Below are 20370 nucleotides of genomic sequence, written 5' to 3'. Positions count from 1 at the left end.
AAAACACTTATATGGACGAAAGAAAATTCGATGTAAAGAGCATTATAGGTTTTGCCTTAATTTTTATACTATTAATGTGGTTTATGAACAATAATAAACCATCTCAAGAAGAATTAGCCAAGCGCAAAGCCCAACAAGAACAACAAGCAAATCAAGCTACTGCCAATACTCAAAACAATGCTTTGGCAACTATTCAACCTACTGATTTAGGAAATTTTGCCTACTCTGCTACCTTACCATCAGCTAAAAATGATGTAACTATACTAGAGAATAAAAACCTTAAACTCACTATCAGTAATCGTGGTGGGCAACTTAAAGAAGTATTATTGAAAGAATTTAAAACTTATGATTCTTTACCTGTTTACTTGGTTAAAGATTGGAATGCTACTTTTAGCCTTAATTTTACTACAGCTCAGGACAAAAAGTTAAACACCAAAGATTTGTACTTTGAACCTACAATAAGTGAAAACAATGGCAATCAAGTGCTTTCTATGAAACTTAAAACTTCAGAAAACACTTATTTAGAATATGTATACACCTTGCCTAAAGAAGGTTATATGTTAGACTTAGTGCTTCGTTCACAAGGTTTAATGGGGGCAGTAAACACTTCTAAACCTATGAACATTGATTGGAAGTTACAAGCACGCCGTATGGAGAAAAGTGTAACCTATGAAAACCGTTATACACAAGCAGCTATACAATATGAAGGTGACCGTATCAATCGTATGAGTCAAGCTGGTAATGATGAGCAAAAAGAAGAAAAAGTGAACTGGGTGGCTTACAAACAGCACTTGTTTACTTCGGTTCTTATTTCCGACAATACTTTTGCTAAAGGTGATTTTACTTCTCACAACATTGCTATAAATGAGGGGAAAGAGGTGAAATACACTAAAAACTTCCTTACTTCTTTACCTATACAAGCTAAAAGTGGAGAATTGAGCGAATCATTACATTTCTATTTTGGGCCTAGTGATTACAATGTACTCAAACAATACAATGATAAATATGAACTTACAGAACTTATTCCATTGGGTTGGGGTATTTTTGGTTGGTTGAACAAATGGTTGTTTATTCCACTTTACAATTTCCTTGCCGATTATTTCTCAGTAGGATTAGTGATTATATTGATGACTTTTATTGTCCGTATATTGCTTTCACCTATAGTTTACAAATCGTATGTATCACAAGCTAAGATGAAGGTGTTACGCCCTGAGATTGAAGAAATCAACAAAAAATATGATGAGCCAATGAAACGCCAACAGGAAACAATGGCTCTTTATAACAAAGCAGGTGTAAACCCTCTTAGTGGTTGTATTCCAGCTCTCTTGCAATTACCAGTATTCTTGGCGCTCTTTAACTTCTTCCCTACTGAATTTGGATTGAGACAAAAGAGTTTCTTATGGGCTCAAGATTTATCATCGTATGATGCTATCTTTGAACTTCCTTTCTCTATACCTTTCTACGGCAGCCACGTGAGTTTATTCCCATTATTAGCTTCAATTGCTATATTAATCTACTCATTGATGACAATGGCACAAACTGCACAGCCCCAGCAACCCGGTATGCCTAATATGAAGTTCCTTATCTATCTATCCCCTGTAATGATGTTGTTCTTTTTCAACAACTATGCTAGCGGACTTAGTTTGTACTATTTTATATCTAACTTATTGACTATAGGTATTATGTTAGCTATCAAGTATTGGATTATAGACGAGAAGAAGATTCACGCTCAAATACAAGAAAACAAGAAAAAACCTAAAAAAGAAAGTAAATTCCAAGCTAAAATGCGTGAGATGATGGAACAAGCTGAAGCGCAACGCAAAGCTCAACAAAATAAACGTTAGCCTATAGATTTAACAACTAAAAAACAAATACACTTTGCCAAAGTTCTCTATTGCTATTGCACTACGATCTTTGGCAAAGTTTTTTATATAAAACTATATAATGGTATAGTTTTTGCTGATAATGTTTTCAAACTATGAAAAGAAAATTTATCAACATATTATTATCTGCACTCATCTTGTTCTCTAATTCAGGATGGGCTATTTCTTTTCATTATTGTCAAGACCACTTATCGTCAGTTTCTTTAGAATATATCACTTCTTCTGTAGATGAAGAAGTAAGTGATTGTGCTGATATGGACTCTTGTTGTGCTTCTGAGGACGACGATAGTGATGAGAGTAAAACAGAATCTTCACATAAAAAATGCTGTGACAATACAGCTATATCATCTTCTATTTCTGATAGTACTTCAGTAGTAAAAGCGTTGGAGCTGCAACTACAATCTTTTGTAGTAAGTTCTTTGGTTTTTCCTACTTTGGAAGTGGTAAGTATTCCTCAGACTGTAAAGAAAGCCATCACGAGAGATTTCTTTACGCAGTTGAATGCGCCACCTCTTTATGAATTGTACTGCCAGAGGGTGTTTTATTCAGATAAAAAATAAGAGATAAGAGGTAATAAGAAAGGAGTTTACCTCTGTTTCTAATTCTTAAATTCTAATTTTTGAACTGAATAAAACAAGACAATAATGTACAAAAAATATATTTTTTTAATAGGGCTGTTGTTGCCTTTGTCTGTCTTTGCCCAACATTTTAGCAAAGGGAAAGTGGTAGACGAAAACAACGCACCTCTTATAGGGGCAGATGTGTATTGGGAGGGTACTGAAATAGGTGTATCTACTGATAATGAAGGAGCTTTCACACTGAAACACACAGATGCTTCTAATACTTTGGCAGTAAGCTATATTGGTTATAAAAAGAAAACTGTAAAAGTAAGTGGTAATGCGTCTTTACATATTCAATTGGAACCAGAAGCGGCTTTGGAAGAGGTGGTAGTAAGCCAGAAGCGTGCTAACACGATGAAATCGCAATGGCAAGTAGCTGATGTGCACACAATGAGTAGTGGGGAACTACTGAAAGCAGCTTGTTGCAACCTATCGGAGAGTTTTTCTACTAACCCATCAATTGATGTGAACTTCTCGGATGCTGTTACGGGTAACAAACAGATAAAGATGCTGGGGTTAACCAGTCCGTACATACTAATGGCAGAAGAGAATATCCCTACAATGCGGGGCGCTTCGCAAGCCTACGGACTCTCATTTGTACCAGGTACGTGGATTGAGAGCATCCAGATAACCAAAGGAGCAGGGAGTGTGATTAATGGGTATGAGAGTATTTCGGGGCAAATCAACTATGAGATAGAAAAGCCTATCAGTAGTCGTCCTTTCTTCTTAAACTTGTATGCTTCAGAAGATAATCGTTATGAACTCAATGCTCATACCAATCAAAAATTATCTGATAAGTGGGCGACTACTCTTTTTGCACACGGCAATGTACGCCAGCAAAAAGCCGACCACAATCACGATGGTTTTATAGATAACCCCATAGGTAATCAAATCAACTTGTTGAATCGTTGGCAGTATGCGAATGCAGAAAAAGGGTGGGTAGGTTTTTTGAATCTCCACTATATGAAAGATGAGCGCCAAGCAGGAGAGTTGCGTTTTAATCGGCTAACCGACAAAGGAACTACCAATGCGTGGGGTAGTGAAGTAAACTCCGAACGTTTTAGTGCTTCAAATAAAATAGGGTATGTATTTCCTGACACACCTTATAAGAGTATAGGGTTGCAGAACTCTTTTCAGTCGCATCGTCAAGATTCTTATTTTGGGTTGAACCGCTATGATATACAGCAAAAGAGCTGGTATGGCAATTTGATATACAATTCTATCATCACCGATACCAGACACAAATTTGCCACAGGACTCAATGGAACTTATGACGATTATAATGAGGAGCTCACTACTTCGGCTCTTGCGGGAGATTTCTCGCGTGTAGATCGCTCCATAGGTGCCTTCTTTGAATATACTTATGACAATTTGAGTAACTTCAGTTTTGTGGCAGGAGTACGCGCTGATAGTCATAATCATTTAGGAAACTTCATTACGCCACGTTTACACTTGCGTTATAATCCTTGGAAACAAGCAACTTTCAGAGTATCGGCAGGGCGAGGCAAACGCGCTGCTAATGTGATAGCAGAGAACCAACAACTCTTGGCATCCGCACGCAAGCTTGCTATTATAGGAGGTGATGGAGGCAAGCTCTATGGTTTGAATCCCGAAATTGCTTGGAACTACGGAGTGAGCTTTTTGCAAGCGTTTAAAATATTAGGTAAAAGTGCAGAGCTTTCGGTAGATTTCTACCGTACAGATTTTGATAATCAAGTAGTAGTAGATTTGGATAACTCACCCCAACAATCTTTGTTTTACAACCTCAATGGGAATAGTTTTGCGAACTCTCTACAAGCAGAATTTAGTATTACTCCTGCCAAAGGGTTAGACTTCAAGGCTGCCTATAAGTATTATGATGTGCAAACGCAGTTTACTAAAGGACAGATGGAGAAGACCCTTACCCCAAAGCATCGCTGGTTTGCCAATGTAGCTTACGAGACTCCTGAGCGCAACGAGAACAAGCATTCTCAATGGAAGTTTGATGTAACCTTCAACTGGTTGGGAGAACAACGTTTGCCTACAACCGCTACGAACCCTATAGCCTATAGGTTAGACGATTATGCGCCATCATTTGCTACACTCAATGCTCAAATCACCAAAGTATTTTCTAAGACATTTGAGGTATATATAGGAGGTGAAAACATCACCAATTATAAACAAGAGAATGGTATTTTGGCAGCCAACAATCCTTTTGGCGCATATTTTGATAGTACAATGCAGTACGCTCCTGCCTTTGGACAGATGTATTATGCAGGATTAAGATTTAAATTATTATAAAATGAAAACACGTATTTTATTATGGATAGCTTTGAGTTTTTTTGGACTCACTATCGCAAGTGCACAACAAGCACCTAACAAAAGTAAAAAAGTAGAGTTTCCTGTAGGAGGCAACTGTGAACAATGTAAGGCGCGTATAGAAAAAGCGGCTTATAGCGTAAAGGGCGTAAAGAGCGCTAATTGGAATATCAAGAGTGGCAATATGACCCTTATTTTTGACGAGCGCAAATGCAGTGAAAGCGATGTGCAGAAAGCTATTGCCAAAGTAGGACACGACGCTGGTAAAGAACGTGCTGACGATGAAGTGTACAAAAACTTACACCACTGCTGTTTATACGAAAGATTACCTTAAAATATAGGGAGTCTAAAAAATTTTTTGAAAGTATGATTGCGGTATACTGATAATCAGACATTTTTAGTGATGTTGTAGAGGGGATTTATAAATCACTCCTACAACATCACTTTTTTAGATAGCCTCATTTCGGTATAGATTTTGCTGTTAAGAAAGAAATACTAAATCACAACAAAATGAAAAAGATAACTATTCTACTAATGTTAGCAGTAGCTTTGGGGCTTAGTTCTTGTGCAAGCATTTATGTAGCTACTGATTATGATCGTCAAGCCGATTTTTCAACGATGAAATCTTTTGCTTTTTTTAAGGAAGGTATTGATAAAGTACAAATATCTGACTTGGATAAGAAACGTATTTTGCGAGCTATAGAGCAAAATCTCACTGCTAAAGGGCTAACACTTTCTGAGAACCCTGATTTTTTAGTAAACATATTCACTCGAGATCGGGAGAATGTAGATGTGTATGACAATAGTCCGTATTACTGGGGCTGGGGAATGGGTTGGGGTCCTTTTTGGGGAGGAGCCACTTATAATGTAAGTCGAAATACAGAAGGTACTCTTTACATTGAGATTATTGATGCGAAGAAGCGTGAATTGGTATGGCAAGGAAAAGGCACGGGGTATTTGCCACAATCGATGGATAAGAAGGAAAAAGCTATCAAAAATTTTGTAAGTAAGATATTGGAGAAATATCCGCCTTCAGCAGATAAAAAATAACAATCACTAACTTTGTCAGAGTCTAATGACCCCGACAAAGTTTTTATTTTTCATATAGTAATTCGTAATTTATAACCTATGTTTAAAAAACCTTTTTCTTTCGATGGACGTATCAGACGTACTGAATTTGGACTATCCTTTATTATTTTCTATATAATTTTCAATTTTTTAGATGAAGTGTTCAATTTTAATCGTTCATTTTCACTAATCTTTTTTATTCCTATTTTCATCTTCTATTTTGCACAATCAGCAAAGCGTAGCCACGATATAGGTGAAAGTGGGTGGCTATCTTTGATCCCTTTATATAACCCTTTTCTTTTATTATTTAAAGAAGGGAATGTAGGGGAAAATGTGTATGGTGAAGATCCTAAAAAACGTGTAAATAACACATTTTTCAACAATCCTTCTACAACTACCCCTCCACCCATTATATTTTCTCCTATACAAGCAACTCCATCTGTTCATACCGAGAAGAAAATTACCCAACAATATCTCCTCAGTGAGGATGGTAAAACTTTACTAAAATGGTTTGACACTCAAGTTACTGCTATAGATATGCAAGCCGACCCCATTTTGAGAAATGTTACAACCATAGGCAGAGATGCTTTCTACAATTGCAACAAACTCAGCAAAATAAACTTCAATGGACAACTCACTACCATACAAAAAGCCGCCTTTGAAGATTGTGAACAATTGCGCCACGTTAGCTTCCCAAGTCGTGTGAGTTTTATAGGTGAATTTCTTTTTGGTAAAAATTGTATTGAGTCTATAAGTATTGAAAGTGAAATACCCCCACGATTAGAAGGCGATTTTTCCTACAATGATGAAAAATTACAAGCTATCTATGTAACTACAAGTGATATAAGTTTATATCGTAATAACGAAAGCTGGAAAAAATACGCATACCTTATAAAATAAAAACACACTGATTATCAGCGATATGGAAATATACACAGAAATATTTTCACAAAAACTTTTGGCTATTTAGAGGATTATCACTACATTTGCCACGATTTTAGGGGAGATAGAGTATTTATTTTATCAATTAAGTTTAACTCTTTCCTATAGCAATCCCCTATATAATACTCTAAATCGCTATTAGGAAATACAAATTTTATTATCAGCAAATGGCTGAAAACACTCAAAATCCAGAAGAATTTTTACAAAACTTCAACTGGGAAAAATACCAAGAAGGTATTGACAGCGTACAAGAAGACCAATTAAAAAACTTCGAAGAATTGGTTAAAAACAATTTCGTTGACACTCAAGACAATGAAGTAGTAGAAGGTGTTGTAACTCGTATTACTGACAGAGAGGCAATTATCGACATCAATGCTAAATCTGAAGGCGTTATCTCTCTCAACGAGTTCCGCTACAACCCTAACCTCAAAGTAGGTGACAAAGTAGAAGTACTTATTGATATCCGCGAGGACAAAAACGGTCAGTTAGTACTTTCTCACCGCAAAGCACGTACACTTAAGGCTTGGGATAGAATCAATTTAGCACACGAAAACGGCGAAATCGTAAATGGTTTTGTAAAAAGCCGTACCAAAGGCGGTATGATTGTAGATGTATTTGGCATCGAAGCATTCCTCCCTGGTTCACAAATCGATGTGAAACCTATTCGCGATTACGAGCAATTCGTAAACAAAACAATGGAATTCAAGATTGTGAAAGTAAATCACGAGTTCAAAAACGTAGTGGTTTCTCACAAAGCGCTCATCGAAGCAGATATCGAAGAACAAAAGAAAGAAATCATCAGCCAACTCGAAAAAGGTCAAGTACTCGAAGGTGTTGTGAAAAACATCACTTCTTATGGCGTATTTGTAGACCTTGGTGGCGTAGATGGATTGATTCACATCACCGACCTTTCTTGGGCTCGTATCAACCACCCAAGCGAAGTGGTTTCTGTAGATCAAAAATTGAACGTAGTTATCCTCGATTTCGACGACAACAAATCTCGTATCCAATTAGGCTTGAAACAGCTTAGCAAACATCCTTGGGATGCTTTAGCCGACGATCTTAAAGTGGGTGATAAAGTAAAAGGTAAAGTTGTTGTTATTGCCGATTATGGTGCTTTTGTAGAAATCGCTGATGGCGTTGAAGGTCTTATCCACGTTTCTGAAATGTCTTGGAGTACTCACTTGCGTTCTGCTCAAGATTTCGTAAAACTCGGTGACGAAGTAGAGGCTGTTATCTTAACTCTCGACCGCAACGAGCGCAAAATGTCTTTGGGTATCAAACAACTTACCCCAGACCCTTGGATCAACATCACTGAAAAATATCCAGTAGGTTCTAAACACACAGGTACTGTTCGTAACTTCACTAACTTTGGTGTATTCGTAGAACTCGAAGAAGGTATTGATGGTCTTATCCACATCACCGACCTTTCTTGGACTAAGAAAATCAAACACCCATCAGAATTTGTAAACTCTGGTGATAAAATTGAAGTAGTAGTACTCGAATTGGATGCTGAAGGACACAAGTTGTCATTAGGTCACAAACAAACCACTCCTAACCCTTGGGACAAATACGAAGCTGAATTTGCCGTAGGTACTGTACACACTGGTACCATTTCTAAAATGGTAGATAAAGGTGCTACCGTTCCTTTCAACGACGATATTTTAGCCTTTGTTCCTTCACGTCACTTAGAAAAAGAAGACGGAAAAAAATTAGGCAAGGGAGATACTGCTGAGTTCAAAGTAATTGAGTTCAACAAAGAATTTAAACGTGTAGTAGCTTCTCACACCGCTATCTTCAAAGAAGAAGAAGAAAAAATAGCTAAAGAAGCTGCTGTAAGCACCAATTCATCTACTGTTGAAAAATCAACCCTTGGAGACCTTGAAGTATTACAAGAGTTGAAAGACAAGATGGAAAAATAGAAGTAATTTAGTTTTTTTCATAATTTTTTGTTTTAATGAGGAAAAGTCGTTGCTGGGAAGTAACGACTTTTTTTATTCTATATACTTGCTTTTCTTTTTGAATTATTTTATCTTTGCCCTCTGAAAACTAATCATTAATCATTTTATCACGAACCGTTTATCAAAATGCTTAGAATAGAAAATATCAGTAAACAATACAGCAACTACACCGCACTCAACGATGTATCGCTACACATCCCTAAAGGCAGCATCTTTGGATTGCTCGGGCCAAATGGGGCAGGAAAAACTTCTCTTATACGTATCATCAACCAAATTGTACTGCCCGATGCAGGACAAGTTTTTTTTGACGGTGAACCTTTGCAACCCAAGCATACAGCTCAAATAGGCTATTTGCCCGAAGAACGCGGTTTGTATAAATCGATGAAAGTGGGCGAACAAGCCTTGTATTTAGCACAACTCAAAGGATTGAGCAAAGCTGAAGCTAAGGAACGACTTAAATTTTGGTTCAACCGCCTCGATATTGGCGACTGGTGGAACAAAAAAGTACAAGAACTCTCCAAAGGGATGGCTCAAAAAATACAGTTTTTAGTAACTGTACTCCACAACCCCAAACTATTGATATTTGATGAGCCTTTTAGCGGGTTCGACCCCATCAATGCCAATATTATCAAGGACGAAATTCTCTACTTGCGTGACCAAGGTGCTACCATTATCTTCTCTACTCACCGAATGGAATCGGTAGAGGAATTGTGTGATCATATTGCACTCATCAATAAATCACGTAAAATATTAGATGGTAAACTTATTGATATCAAACGTGCTTATAAAAACAATTCTTACGAAGTAGGTTTAAAATTGCCTGAAGACCAGAAACCTGCTCTCTTAAACGAACTGAAAATGCATTTTGAACTAAGTGAAGCGCATTTCAAAACATTGTACGACGAATTAAAACTGCATATCAAGCAAAAAGAAGGACAAACCGCTAACGATTTGTTGCAATACCTTACAACTCGTGCCGAGGTAACTCATTTTGTAGAGGCTATCCCTACCGTTGATGAGATTTTTATCTCAACCATTAATAAATTGTCAAACTAAAAACTGCCCGTGAGGCTCATATTATGAAACATTTAGGAATTATTATTCAAAGAGAATACTTAAATAAAATACGTAATAGGTCATTTGTAATAATGACGTTCGTAAGTCCACTTATATTCGTTTTGTTTGCTTTTATCATTGGCTTTTTAAGTGATATGAACCGAAAGAGCAAGGCTAAGGATATTGTGATTGTAGATGAAAGCGGACTCTATGCCAATACTTTTGAGAATACCGAGACAACTCAGTTTCAATACCTCAATAATATTTCACTCAAAGATGCCAAAGCTAATGTATTAGAAAAAGGTCAATATGGATTGTTATACATTCCCGCTAAAGGTGACCAAAATATTGCTTTCTATAGTGAGGAATCACCCTCCTTATCACTTACTAATGAGATGACAGCTGCAATGGAGCGCACTCTTTTCCAACATAATCTCACTCAAAAAGGAATCAATAAAAAGGAAATAGATGCAGCTAAAGCTCATATTGATATTGAGTTACAGAATTTCACGGGGGAAAAGAGCTCTGAGTTTGATAGCGTGATGAAAATAAGTATTGGAGGAATCGCTGGTTATCTAATTTTTATGTTTATCATCATCTATGGCAATATGATTATGCGCAGCGTAATAGAGGAAAAAACCAATCGAATTATAGAAATTATCATTTCATCTGTCAAACCTTTTGAATTGATGTTAGGAAAGATTTTAGGTACTTCATTAGCGGGCATCACTCAATTTGTAATATGGGTTGCTATAGGAGGGATATTGTTAGCATTAGCTCCTTCTTTTTTTGATGTAAATACTTCTACACAAGCAGTACAAGGAGCAGGTAACTTATCGGACATCAACAATATAGTAAATTCTTTATATCATTTCCCTTTTGCCGAAACCTTCGTAGTCTTCCTCTTGTTTTTCATAGGAGGCTACTTGCTATATAGTTCACTTTATGCAATGATTGGCGCAATGGTTGATAACGAAACCGATACTCAGCAGTTTATGATGCCTATATTAATCCCTTTAATATTAGGCTTCTATGTAGGAATGTTCTCTGTAATCGAAGAGCCCCACGGCACCATTTCAGTAGTATTTTCGTACATTCCCTTCACTTCACCCATAGTAATGTTAATGCGCATACCGTTTGGGGTAGCTTGGTGGGAAGTAGCAATCTCTCTTGTTATTCTGTATCTTTCTTTCTTCGGAATCATCAAATTGGCAGCCAAAATATACCGCATTGGTATCTTGATGTATGGTAAAAAACCTACTTATAAAGAACTGTGGAAATGGCTTAAAATGAAATAAAATGAAAACAGAAAATCAATATATCAACCGCGAATTGAGTTGGCTCAAATTCAATGCACGCGTACTTCAGGAGGCAGCCGATGAACGCGTGCCTCTATTGGAACGCTTGCGCTTCGCGGGTATTTTTTCTAACAACTTAGATGAGTTCTTCAAAGTGCGTTACGCTACAGTGAAACGTGTTGCAATGAATGAAACCTCCGACAAAGAATTGGGAGTACACGCTAAAGAACTTTTAGAAGAAATTACTAAAGAGGTAATACTTCTGCAAGATCAAAGTTTGAAAATCATTGCCTCTATCACCAAAGAATTGGAGAAAGAACAGATTTTTATAGTAGATGAAAAGACCTTGTTACCCGAGCACGAATCTTTTGTAAATACATATTTCTACAATAAAGTACGCCCAGCTCTCTTTACTATTATCCTCAACGATTTGGAAATGTTTCCTCAACTGAAAGATGATGTAGCGTATTTAGCAGTTAAAATGACACTAAAGGAAGAGGACGAAAAAGCATCAGGTATAGAAAAGTTCTTTTCATCACGTGTTTACAAAGAAAAAATACAATATGCTCTGATTGAGTTACCTACTACCCTCGACCGCTTTATAGAGCTACCTCAGATAGGTGACAAACACTATATCATTATGCTGGATGATGTAATTCGTTTCTGTTTACATAAAATATTCAACATCTTCAATTACGAATCGCTTACAGCTAATATGATAAAAATCACCCGTGATGCCGAATTGGACATTGATGATGATTTGAGCAAAAGTTTTATCGAAAAAATATCTACTAGTGTAGAAGATCGGCGCAAAGGGGAACCTGTGCGTTTTGTATACGACAAAATGATTGATAAGGATACCTTGCAATTCTTATTCGAGAAAATGGGAATTGTAAAAACGGATAGTGTAATACCTGGAGGACGTTACCACAACCGACGTGATTTTATGAGTTTTCCCAGCTTAGGTCGTAAGGATTTAACCTATCCTCCCATACAACCTCTACCTGTACAAGGACTTACTTCCGATGAGAGCTTATTGAAAAAAATTGCTGAAAAGGACTATTTGCAATATACTCCTTACCATACTTTTTCTAACATTATATGGTTTTTGAGAGAAGCTGCTCTTGACCCCAAAGTGAAGTCGGTAAAAATAACCATTTATCGTTTGGCAAAAAACTCACAAGTTGTCAATTCACTCATCAATGCGGTGAAAAACGGCAAACAAGTAACTGTACAGATAGAACTACAAGCACGCTTTGATGAGGAATCAAATATACGATATGCTGAACAACTAAAAGCAGAAGGTGTAAAACTCATTTTTGGCGTACGCGGACTCAAAGTGCATAGTAAAATATGCGTAATTGAACGCAAAGAAGGTAAAGAACTGAAACGTTATGGTTTTATCAGTACAGGTAACTTCAACGAAAGTACAGCTAAAATCTATACTGATTATACACTGTTTACTGCAAATCAAGAGATTCTCAAAGAGGTAAACAAAGTGTTCAACTTCTTTGACACCAACTATAATGTGCAAAAATTCAAGTATCTAATAGTCTCTCCTCACTATACCAAAAAGCAACTTAAACACCTGATAGATGAGGAAATCAAAAATGCTAAGGCGGGCAAAGAGGCGTATATCAAGCTGAAGATGAATAACATCACCAGCTACAAGATGATAGACAAGCTGTACGAAGCTAGTCGTGCAGGAGTAAAAATACAAATGATTGTAAGAGGTATTTGTTGTTTAGTTCCAGGTATTGAAGGAATGAGTGAGAATATAGAGGTGATAAGTATAGTCGATAAATTTTTAGAACATCCCCGTTTGTTCATATTTGGTAATGGAGGTACTCCTAAAGTATATATCTCCTCAGCCGATTGGATGACACGCAATATTTCATTCAGAGTAGAAGTAGGTTGCCCTATTTACGATAAAGAAATACAGCAAGAGTTGATAGACACTTTCGAAATAAGTTGGACAGATAATGTAAAGACGCGAATAATTAACAAGGCTCAAGATAACACCTATCGTCCCCATACAGCTCCTGCCTTGCGCTCACAAGTAGCCTTATATGAGTATTATCAGCAAAAAAACAAGCTCACCGAATAGATGAAAAGACCACAAATTAAACTAGCTCAACACGTAATAGAAGCCTGTAAAGCCAAACAAATAAAACATATTGTCATCTCTCCAGGGTCGCGTAATGCCCCTCTAACCATTGGTTTTGCCAATGATCCTTATTTTAACTGTTATAGTATTGTAGATGAGCGTTGCGCCGCTTTCTTTGCCTTAGGCATTGCTCAACAACGGCGTGAACCTGTGGCTGTAGTATGTACTTCAGGCTCTGCTTTACTCAATTACTATCCTGCTTTTTCAGAGGCTTTTTACAGTAATATCCCTTTGGTAGTTATCTCTGCCGACCGCCCATCAAGCAAAATAGACATAGGTGACGGACAAACCATACGTCAGGTGAATGTACTAGCAAACCACAGTGCCTACAATGCCAATCTATCAGATGAAACACATAGTGATAAAAGCAATTTTTATGAACTAAACAGAGCGTTGAATACAGCTATAGAGGAGAAATTACCAGTGCATATCAACGTGCCTTTTGAAGAACCCTTATACCTCACTACCGAAGAACAGTATCCTTTTGAGAACATCGTTGCAGAAATCAAAAATCCTATTATTAATGAGGATAAAGCTACTAATTTCGTGAAACATTGGAATTCTTCGGCTAAAAAAATGGTATTAGTAGGGGTATTAACACCCAATAGTGTAGAATCTCAATATATTGAATGGCTTGCCAAAGACCCCTCCGTAGTGGTACTCACTGAAACTACATCGAACTTGCACCATTCGCATTTTATTCCTTATATCGATAAATTGCTCACTTATACCGAAAAAGACCCTACTCTAAAAGAAGCCTTACGCCCTGATCTGTTACTTACTTTTGGTGGTTTAGTAGTTTCTAAAAAAATAAAACAATTCTTACGCAGTTATAAACCTACTTATCACTATAACGTAGATTTACATAAAGGTTATGATTCATATTTCTGTTTGACAACTTATTTTAAAGCGGACATCAATACTTTTTTGAGAGAGGTAACACCTAATTTAATTAATGTATCTTCTACTTATCAACAACAGTGGTTAGAGATAAAAAATGAAATACAGCAAATTCATTTGGAGTATATTAACCAAATTCCTTTCTCCGATTTAAAAGTGTATTCTGAAGTATTTAAGAACATCCCTAATGATTATATTGTGCAGATAAGTAATAGTTCAGCTATCAGATATGCTCAATTGATAAAAGCACACCCTTCTTGGAAAGTGTTTTGCAACCGTGGTACAAGTGGTATTGATGGTAGTATGAGCACAGCTATTGGGGCTGCTGTTGGGAGTGCATCGCCTACCGTTTTTATCACGGGTGATTTAAGTTTTTTCTACGATAGTAATGCTCTTTGGAACAAATATATTCCACAAAACTTCAGAGTGATTCTCCTTAACAATCAAGGAGGAGGTATCTTTAGAATACTACCAGGTGATAAGACCGATTCTAACTTTGAATATTTTTTTGAGACACCTCACAAACTCACAGCTGAGCATTTTTGTAAAATGTACAACATAAATTATCAGTCAGCTACTAATCTTACTGATTTACAGAGGAAAATAGGTGAATTTTACGAAAAATCCGACGTACCAAAGCTATTAGAAGTACATACACCACGAAAAATAAATGATAAAGTTTTGTTAAAATATTTTGAGTTTATAAAAAAATAACTACTTTTACCGCATTAATAATTTTAAATATAAAAAATTATGAGTAAACGTGATGATTTAATCGCTGTGTACACCCAAGATTTAAAAGAAAAATGTGGTGAAAAGAACCCAGATGTAGAGTTCTTAACAAAAGTAACGGTAGGTTTAGGACCTTGTATTTACAACAATGATGCTTCTAAAGTATCTGGCTCTGACCAAACTGAGTTAGACCGTGTAAAACAAAACTTCCTAATCAAAAAATTAGGCTTAAAAGATGGTCCTGAGTTAGACAAGGCTATTGATGCTGTACTCGAAAAATACGGCAAATCTAACAAAAGCAAGTACCGTGCAGTTGTGTATTATCTGTTGGCTAAACACTTCAAAAAAGAAAGCGTTTACAACAAATAAAAATCAAAAAAGGCTGTTCATCCATTGAGCAGCCTTTTTTATCAGATAACAAGTAATAAATGGAGAATAAAAAAAGAAAACTACAACACCACAAGAATATAGCTACAGGACTCTTTGTTTTGATGCTCGTCATTTATATAGTAATGGTGATAGCTCATAAAAAAGCTCCTGAACTCACTTTTATAGGCTATATAAAAGCTTTTGCCGAAGCCGCTATGGTAGGGGCTCTTGCCGATTGGTTTGCAGTTACAGCACTCTTTCACAAGCCTTTAGGATTAAACATTCCTCATACTAACCTTATTGAGGAACGAAAAAATGATATAGGTGAAAACTTAGGTGATTTTGTAGTGGAAAACTTTTTGAAACCTAAACAAATACGTCCTTATATTACCAATATTAAAATCTCTACCTTTATAATAGAACAACTTTCAAAAGAAAGTACACTAACTAAGATTAAATCTTTTGTAAAGGACATTCCTCTCTATAAAAAAGTAAGTGAAGCTCTGATTTCCTTTTTAGATGAGAATAAACACCAAGAATTTCTCCAACAATTTTTTGAAAAAATAGCCACATATCTCTTTGAAAATGAAGAACTCATACATCAAGAAATCAAAGAACAGTTTTCTTCTCTTACTCCTTCATTTGTAAAAAACAAAGTTGCTAAAAAAGTTGCCAATGGACTTTACTTATTAGCTTTAAAAACTTCACAAGATAAAACTCACCCTATCAGGGCTGAAATCACAGCACAATTATATGAATTTGCTGAAAAACTCAATGCCCCTGAAGGAGAATTACAACTTACAAAACTCTTGCAAAAAGGAGTTGAACAACTTACTGATGAACTGCAACACAACACTGTTTTACAACACCAAATAGACATTTGGGCACAGAAAACTGCCTATCAATTTGTGCTAAAAAACAAAGAGGAAGTCGGAAAACTCATCAGTCATACGGTAGAGAATTGGGAAGGACGTGAATTGAGCGAAAAACTTGAATTAGAAGTAGGTAAAGACCTCCAATTTATCCGTATCAATGGGACTTTGGTAGGTGGTTTAGTCGGTTTGGCTATTTACGCCATCACTCAATTATTCTAAAAGATAATATACTAACTAATTTGCTAATTCTGCTAATTTGTTAATTTGCAAATTCTTCCCTACCTTTGCGCCCGAAAATATTTCAACTATGGAATTTGAATTACTAAAAACAGATGAACATACTAAAGCACGTGCTGGAAAGATTACTACCAGCCACGGCGTGATTGAAACCCCCATTTTTATGCCCGTGGGAACGGTGGGAAGCGTGAAAGGAGTACACCAACGCGAACTGAAAAACGATATTAATGCCGATATCATCTTGGGGAACACCTATCACCTCTATTTACGACCTCAAACCTCCATTTTAGAAAAAGCAGGAGGCTTACATAAGTTTATTAATTGGGATAGAAACATACTTACCGATAGCGGTGGTTATCAAGTATATTCATTGGCTGCCAACCGAAAGATAAAAGAAGAAGGTGTGAAATTTAAAAGTCATATTGATGGCTCTTTTCACTTCTTTTCACCTGAAAGTGTAATGGAAATAGAACGCAGTATAGGTGCTGATATTATGATGGCTTTTGATGAATGTACACCTTACCCTTGTGAATACAGTTATGCAAAACGTTCAATGCATCTCACACATAGGTGGCTCGATAGATGCATTGCTCACCTCGAAAAAGTACCTCCTAAATACGGTTATCATCAAAGTTTATTCCCAATAGTACAAGGCTCAGTCTACAAAGACCTTCGTACACAGTCAGCCGAATATATTGCAAGCAAAAATGCTGATGGAAACGCTATTGGAGGACTATCAGTAGGCGAACCGGTAGAACAAATGTATGAAATGACTGAACTTGTATGTGATATTCTCCCCAAAGACAAACCTCGATACCTTATGGGAGTGGGAACCCCCATTAATATATTGGAAAATATTGCTTTGGGAGTGGATATGATGGATTGTGTAATGCCTACGCGCAATGCTCGCAACGGAATGCTCTTTACAGCAAAAGGAATTATCAATATTAAAAACAAAAAATGGGAAGATGATTTCTCTCCTATAGACCCCGATGGTCATACTTATGTAGATACCTATTACACAAAAGCCTATTTGCGCCATTTATTTGCTGCCAATGAATTTCTTGGCAAGCAAATTGCTTCTATTCATAATCTTGGTTTCTATTTATGGCTCGTGAGGGAAGCTCGCCGACAAATTATAGCGGGTACTTTCCTTCAGTGGAAAACCAAAATGGTTGCCAATATGTCAAATCGTCTATAAAAAAATAAAAAAATGAAAATACTCGACTGGTACATCTTAAAACGATATCTTCTTACCTTTTTTATGATGATAGTTCTCTTTATTCCCATTGGAATTATTGTAGATTTATCTGAAAAAGTAGATAAAATGATAGAAAGAAAAGCACCAATGAATGAAATACTGTGGTACTACCTCAGTTTTATCGTTTATTTTGCTAATATATTGTTTCCTATCTTGTTATTCCTCTCTATCATTTGGTTTACATCAAAGTTAGCTAATAATACCGAAATTATTGCTATACAGAGCTCAGGTGTATCGTATATGCGCTTTTTGCGTCCATATATCGTGGGTGCGAGCATCATTTCTGTGATAGTGTTCTTTATGGGGATGTTTATTGTACCAGCTGCTAGTACTGTATATAACGACTTTTGGAATAAGTACATACGTTCTTCAAAGGTAGAAAGTGTTTCAGACCTCTACAATCAGTTTTCTGATAACGATTATTTATATGTAAGTTCATTTAATTACCAAGAACAAAAAGGATATAACTTTTCAGTAGAACATTTTGATGGTATTAAGATGAAGGAAAAAATAAATGCTGAAACAATTCAGTGGATAGATAGTACAAAAACTTACAGACTTACCAATTATTCCAAAAGAAAAATAGGTGAAGGTGATGATATATTAGTGAAACGCGACCAGTTAGACACTATATTCAATTTCAAACCTGATGACCTAATGCCGATGGAATATACGGCAGAAAACAAGAACTTGTTTGAACTGAATAAGTTCATTGAACGCGAAAAAATGAAAGGTTCTCCCAATTTAAATATGTATCTATTAGTAAAATATCGTCGTTGGGGTGCTATAAGTACAGCCTTTATTCTTACACTTATCGGTGTAGCTGTTTCATCAGTAAAAAAACGCGGAGGAATGGGAATCAACCTAATGGTAGGAGTAGTTGTAGGATTTAGTTTTGTATTCTTCGACCGTGTATTTGGAACCCTTGCCCAAACCTCAGGAGGACTCTCTCCTCTAATGGCTGTCGTCTTGCCTAACCTTATTTTCCTTACCTTAGCTATTTTGTTACTCCGAAAAGTAAGAAGTTAGATTTATGGAATTAGTAAAAGCAAAAAAGCATTTAGGGCAACATTTCTTAAAGGATTTAAACATCGCTCAAAAAATAGCTGATACACTATCACTAAAAGGTTATAATAAAGTGATAGAAATAGGGGCAGGAATGGGGGTACTCACTCAGTTTTTACTCAAAAAAGATGTTGATGTACACATCGTTGAAATTGATAAGGAATCAGTAGCTTATTTAGAAACTCATTACCCCGAACTCAAAGGAAAAATCATTGCCGATGATTTCTTGAAATACAATATAGCTGATTATATAGGGGAGCCCTTCGCTATTATTGGTAATTTCCCATACAATATTTCTACTCAAATTGTTTTTAAATTGCTTGAATTGCGAGAATATGTTCCTGAGTTTAGTGGAATGTTTCAAAAAGAAGTAGCTGAACGTATATGTGAACACGAAGGTAGCAAAACGTATGGTATCTTATCAGTTTTAGTACAAGCCTTCTACGATGCTTACTACTTATTCACTGTTTCTGAAGGAGTTTTCAATCCTCCTCCAAAAGTAAAAAGTGGAGTGATACGATTAGTACGCAAAACTGACTTTCATTTAGATTGTGATGAAAGTTTGTTCTTTACGGTGGTAAAAACAGCATTCAATCAAAGGCGAAAAACCCTTCGCAATAGTCTAAAATCACTGCTTATAGATGAGAATTTAAAACAAGACTCTATATTTGATAAACGCCCTGAACAATTGCCTTGGCAAGATTTTGTGCGTATTACTAAAGTAATAAGTGAGCAACATTAATTTGTTAGCTCACTATTTTTTGCCAAATCTCCCACGATTTTTCAGCTTGTAACACTAACATCTGCAAACCATTACAAATGGTAGCCCCTCGCTGTTTCCCTTTTTGTAAAAAAGTAGTTTCTGCAGGATTATAGATGAGATCGTAGAGCAAGTGTTGTGGAGTGAGATATTCATAGGGAATTGGAGGACAATCTGTAATATTTGGAAAAGTTCCTAAAGGAGTACAATTTACAATCAAAGTATACTTTTGAAAAAGTTCAGGGGTGAGTTCTTCATAAGCTAACTGACCTTCTTTAGGAGTACGGGATACAAATTGAGCTCTAATTTCTAATTGCTTAAGAGCGTAGGCTACAGCACTTGAAGCCCCTCCTGTACCCAATATAAGAGCAAAAGTGTGATGGGGTTGTAAGAGCGGACGTAATGATTCTCGAAAGCCATAACAATCAGTATTGTAGCCTATAAGTCCTTTAGGCGTTACTTGTATGGTATTTACAGCTCCTATATCATAAGCAGTAGGATCTACTGCTATTAGGAACTTGATAATATCACGCTTATAAGGAATGGTTACATTCATTCCTCTTAAATTAGGTGTAGCACGCAATAAATCTGTCAGTTCATCAATATTTTGGATATCAAAATTCACATACTGACTGTTTTTCACATCTTCGCGTTTAAATTTTTCGGTAAAATAATTTCTTGAAAAAGAATAATCTATATTCTTACCTATTAATGCATATATGTCATTCATTTCTTTTTTTGGCAAAGATAGAGATAATTCCTTAATTAACGTGAGTTCGATTTAAGCAGCAACGAGTCTTTTTAGATCAACAATGTTTTCTTTCAAATTAATAGAAGGCTTTTTATCAAAGAAAGAATAAGCTATAAGTCCTGATAAT

The 20370-nt window shown here is 36.2% G+C and carries 17 protein-coding genes; 16 read left to right on the top strand and 1 reads right to left on the bottom strand.

Annotated elements, in window-relative coordinates; all coding sequences use genetic code 11:
* The first annotated feature begins 11 nt into the window (after positions 1–11).
* The 16 genes from yidC (at position 12) to rsmA (ending at position 19474) form a co-directional block, all read left to right on the top strand.
* Entirely contained in the window at positions 12–1844 is a 1833-nt protein-coding gene (gene yidC, locus Q0162_RS05460; protein ID WP_297890179.1) for a membrane protein insertase YidC, read from the top strand.
* 134 nt (positions 1845–1978) lie between these two features.
* Complete coding sequence (locus Q0162_RS05455; RefSeq protein ID WP_297890177.1) at positions 1979–2443, top strand: hypothetical protein; 465 nt, start codon at positions 1979–1981, stop codon at positions 2441–2443.
* Between the two features lie 84 nt (positions 2444–2527).
* Complete coding sequence (locus tag Q0162_RS05450; RefSeq protein WP_297890175.1) at positions 2528–4783, top strand: TonB-dependent receptor; 2256 nt, start codon at positions 2528–2530, stop codon at positions 4781–4783.
* A 1-nt stretch (position 4784) separates the two neighbouring features.
* Positions 4785–5135: a heavy-metal-associated domain-containing protein gene (locus tag Q0162_RS05445; protein WP_297890173.1), complete on the top strand. Its 351-nt coding sequence runs from the start codon at positions 4785–4787 to the stop codon at positions 5133–5135.
* Positions 5136–5311: 176 nt separating this feature from the next.
* On the top strand, positions 5312–5851 hold the full coding sequence (locus Q0162_RS05440) for a DUF4136 domain-containing protein (RefSeq protein WP_297890171.1): 540 nt from the start codon (positions 5312–5314) through the stop codon (positions 5849–5851).
* A gap of 78 nt (positions 5852–5929) precedes the next feature.
* Positions 5930–6769 (top strand): leucine-rich repeat protein, encoded by an 840-nt coding sequence (locus tag Q0162_RS05435; RefSeq protein ID WP_297890170.1) that lies wholly within the window; start codon positions 5930–5932, stop codon positions 6767–6769.
* A 209-nt stretch (positions 6770–6978) separates the two neighbouring features.
* Positions 6979–8733 (top strand): 30S ribosomal protein S1, encoded by a 1755-nt coding sequence (gene rpsA, locus Q0162_RS05430; protein WP_002678834.1) that lies wholly within the window; start codon positions 6979–6981, stop codon positions 8731–8733.
* 165 nt (positions 8734–8898) lie between these two features.
* Positions 8899–9828, top strand: coding sequence for an ABC transporter ATP-binding protein (locus Q0162_RS05425; protein ID WP_297890167.1), 930 nt, complete (start codon positions 8899–8901; stop codon positions 9826–9828).
* A 23-nt stretch (positions 9829–9851) separates the two neighbouring features.
* Entirely contained in the window at positions 9852–11126 is a 1275-nt protein-coding gene (locus tag Q0162_RS05420) for an ABC transporter permease (RefSeq protein WP_126372058.1), read from the top strand.
* Position 11127: 1 nt separating this feature from the next.
* Positions 11128–13233 carry a polyphosphate kinase 1 gene (gene ppk1 / locus Q0162_RS05415; protein WP_297890164.1) on the top strand — a complete coding sequence of 702 codons (2106 nt, stop codon included), beginning with the start codon at positions 11128–11130 and terminating at the stop codon, positions 13231–13233.
* Positions 13234–14907: a 2-succinyl-5-enolpyruvyl-6-hydroxy-3-cyclohexene-1-carboxylic-acid synthase gene (gene menD / locus Q0162_RS05410; protein ID WP_297890162.1), complete on the top strand. Its 1674-nt coding sequence runs from the start codon at positions 13234–13236 to the stop codon at positions 14905–14907. It abuts the gene before it with no gap.
* Positions 14908–14946: 39 nt separating this feature from the next.
* Complete coding sequence (locus Q0162_RS05405; RefSeq protein ID WP_002678808.1) at positions 14947–15294, top strand: DUF2853 family protein; 348 nt, start codon at positions 14947–14949, stop codon at positions 15292–15294.
* Positions 15295–15353: 59 nt separating this feature from the next.
* Positions 15354–16388, top strand: coding sequence for a DUF445 domain-containing protein (locus Q0162_RS05400; RefSeq protein WP_297890159.1), 1035 nt, complete (start codon positions 15354–15356; stop codon positions 16386–16388).
* Positions 16389–16476: 88 nt separating this feature from the next.
* Positions 16477–17607 carry a tRNA guanosine(34) transglycosylase Tgt gene (tgt, locus tag Q0162_RS05395; RefSeq protein ID WP_297890157.1) on the top strand — a complete coding sequence of 377 codons (1131 nt, stop codon included), beginning with the start codon at positions 16477–16479 and terminating at the stop codon, positions 17605–17607.
* Positions 17608–17619: 12 nt separating this feature from the next.
* Complete coding sequence (locus Q0162_RS05390; RefSeq protein WP_297890155.1) at positions 17620–18696, top strand: LptF/LptG family permease; 1077 nt, start codon at positions 17620–17622, stop codon at positions 18694–18696.
* Between the two features lie 4 nt (positions 18697–18700).
* On the top strand, positions 18701–19474 hold the full coding sequence (gene rsmA, locus Q0162_RS05385) for a 16S rRNA (adenine(1518)-N(6)/adenine(1519)-N(6))-dimethyltransferase RsmA (protein ID WP_297890152.1): 774 nt from the start codon (positions 18701–18703) through the stop codon (positions 19472–19474).
* Between the two features lie 4 nt (positions 19475–19478).
* Here the strand turns inward: rsmA and Q0162_RS05380 are convergent, their stop codons facing one another.
* A complete protein-coding gene (locus Q0162_RS05380; RefSeq protein ID WP_297890150.1) occupies positions 19479–20222 on the bottom strand; it encodes a shikimate dehydrogenase in 744 nt (247 codons plus the stop codon).
* Positions 20223–20370 lie beyond the last annotated feature (148 nt).

The organism is uncultured Capnocytophaga sp. (genome assembly GCF_937936315.1).
Classification (GTDB): Bacteria; Bacteroidota; Bacteroidia; order Flavobacteriales; family Flavobacteriaceae; genus Capnocytophaga.
The sequence above is the reverse complement of the archived record's forward strand: the minus strand, read 5'-3'. Positions and strand labels throughout refer to the sequence as shown.

Excerpts from the sequence above, each read along its gene's own strand:
- rpsA (WP_002678834.1), top strand. The coding sequence starts at position 6,979 with ATGGCTGAAAACACTCAAAATCCAGAAGAATTTTTACAAAACTTCAAC.
- Q0162_RS05420 (WP_126372058.1), top strand. The coding sequence starts at position 9,852 with ATGAAACATTTAGGAATTATTATTCAAAGAGAATACTTAAATAAAATA.
- Q0162_RS05390 (WP_297890155.1), top strand. The coding sequence starts at position 17,620 with ATGAAAATACTCGACTGGTACATCTTAAAACGATATCTTCTTACCTTT.
- Q0162_RS05455 (WP_297890177.1), top strand. The coding sequence starts at position 1,979 with ATGAAAAGAAAATTTATCAACATATTATTATCTGCACTCATCTTGTTC.
- ppk1 (WP_297890164.1), top strand. The coding sequence starts at position 11,128 with ATGAAAACAGAAAATCAATATATCAACCGCGAATTGAGTTGGCTCAAA.
- menD (WP_297890162.1), top strand. The coding sequence starts at position 13,234 with ATGAAAAGACCACAAATTAAACTAGCTCAACACGTAATAGAAGCCTGT.
- rsmA (WP_297890152.1), top strand. The coding sequence starts at position 18,701 with ATGGAATTAGTAAAAGCAAAAAAGCATTTAGGGCAACATTTCTTAAAG.
- Q0162_RS05400 (WP_297890159.1), top strand. The coding sequence starts at position 15,354 with ATGGAGAATAAAAAAAGAAAACTACAACACCACAAGAATATAGCTACA.
- Q0162_RS05440 (WP_297890171.1), top strand. The coding sequence starts at position 5,312 with ATGAAAAAGATAACTATTCTACTAATGTTAGCAGTAGCTTTGGGGCTT.
- Q0162_RS05380 (WP_297890150.1), bottom strand. The coding sequence starts at position 20,222 with ATGAATGACATATATGCATTAATAGGTAAGAATATAGATTATTCTTTT.
- Q0162_RS05450 (WP_297890175.1), top strand. The coding sequence starts at position 2,528 with ATGTACAAAAAATATATTTTTTTAATAGGGCTGTTGTTGCCTTTGTCT.
- Q0162_RS05425 (WP_297890167.1), top strand. The coding sequence starts at position 8,899 with ATGCTTAGAATAGAAAATATCAGTAAACAATACAGCAACTACACCGCA.
- Q0162_RS05445 (WP_297890173.1), top strand. The coding sequence starts at position 4,785 with ATGAAAACACGTATTTTATTATGGATAGCTTTGAGTTTTTTTGGACTC.
- Q0162_RS05405 (WP_002678808.1), top strand. The coding sequence starts at position 14,947 with ATGAGTAAACGTGATGATTTAATCGCTGTGTACACCCAAGATTTAAAA.
- tgt (WP_297890157.1), top strand. The coding sequence starts at position 16,477 with ATGGAATTTGAATTACTAAAAACAGATGAACATACTAAAGCACGTGCT.
- yidC (WP_297890179.1), top strand. The coding sequence starts at position 12 with ATGGACGAAAGAAAATTCGATGTAAAGAGCATTATAGGTTTTGCCTTA.
- Q0162_RS05435 (WP_297890170.1), top strand. The coding sequence starts at position 5,930 with ATGTTTAAAAAACCTTTTTCTTTCGATGGACGTATCAGACGTACTGAA.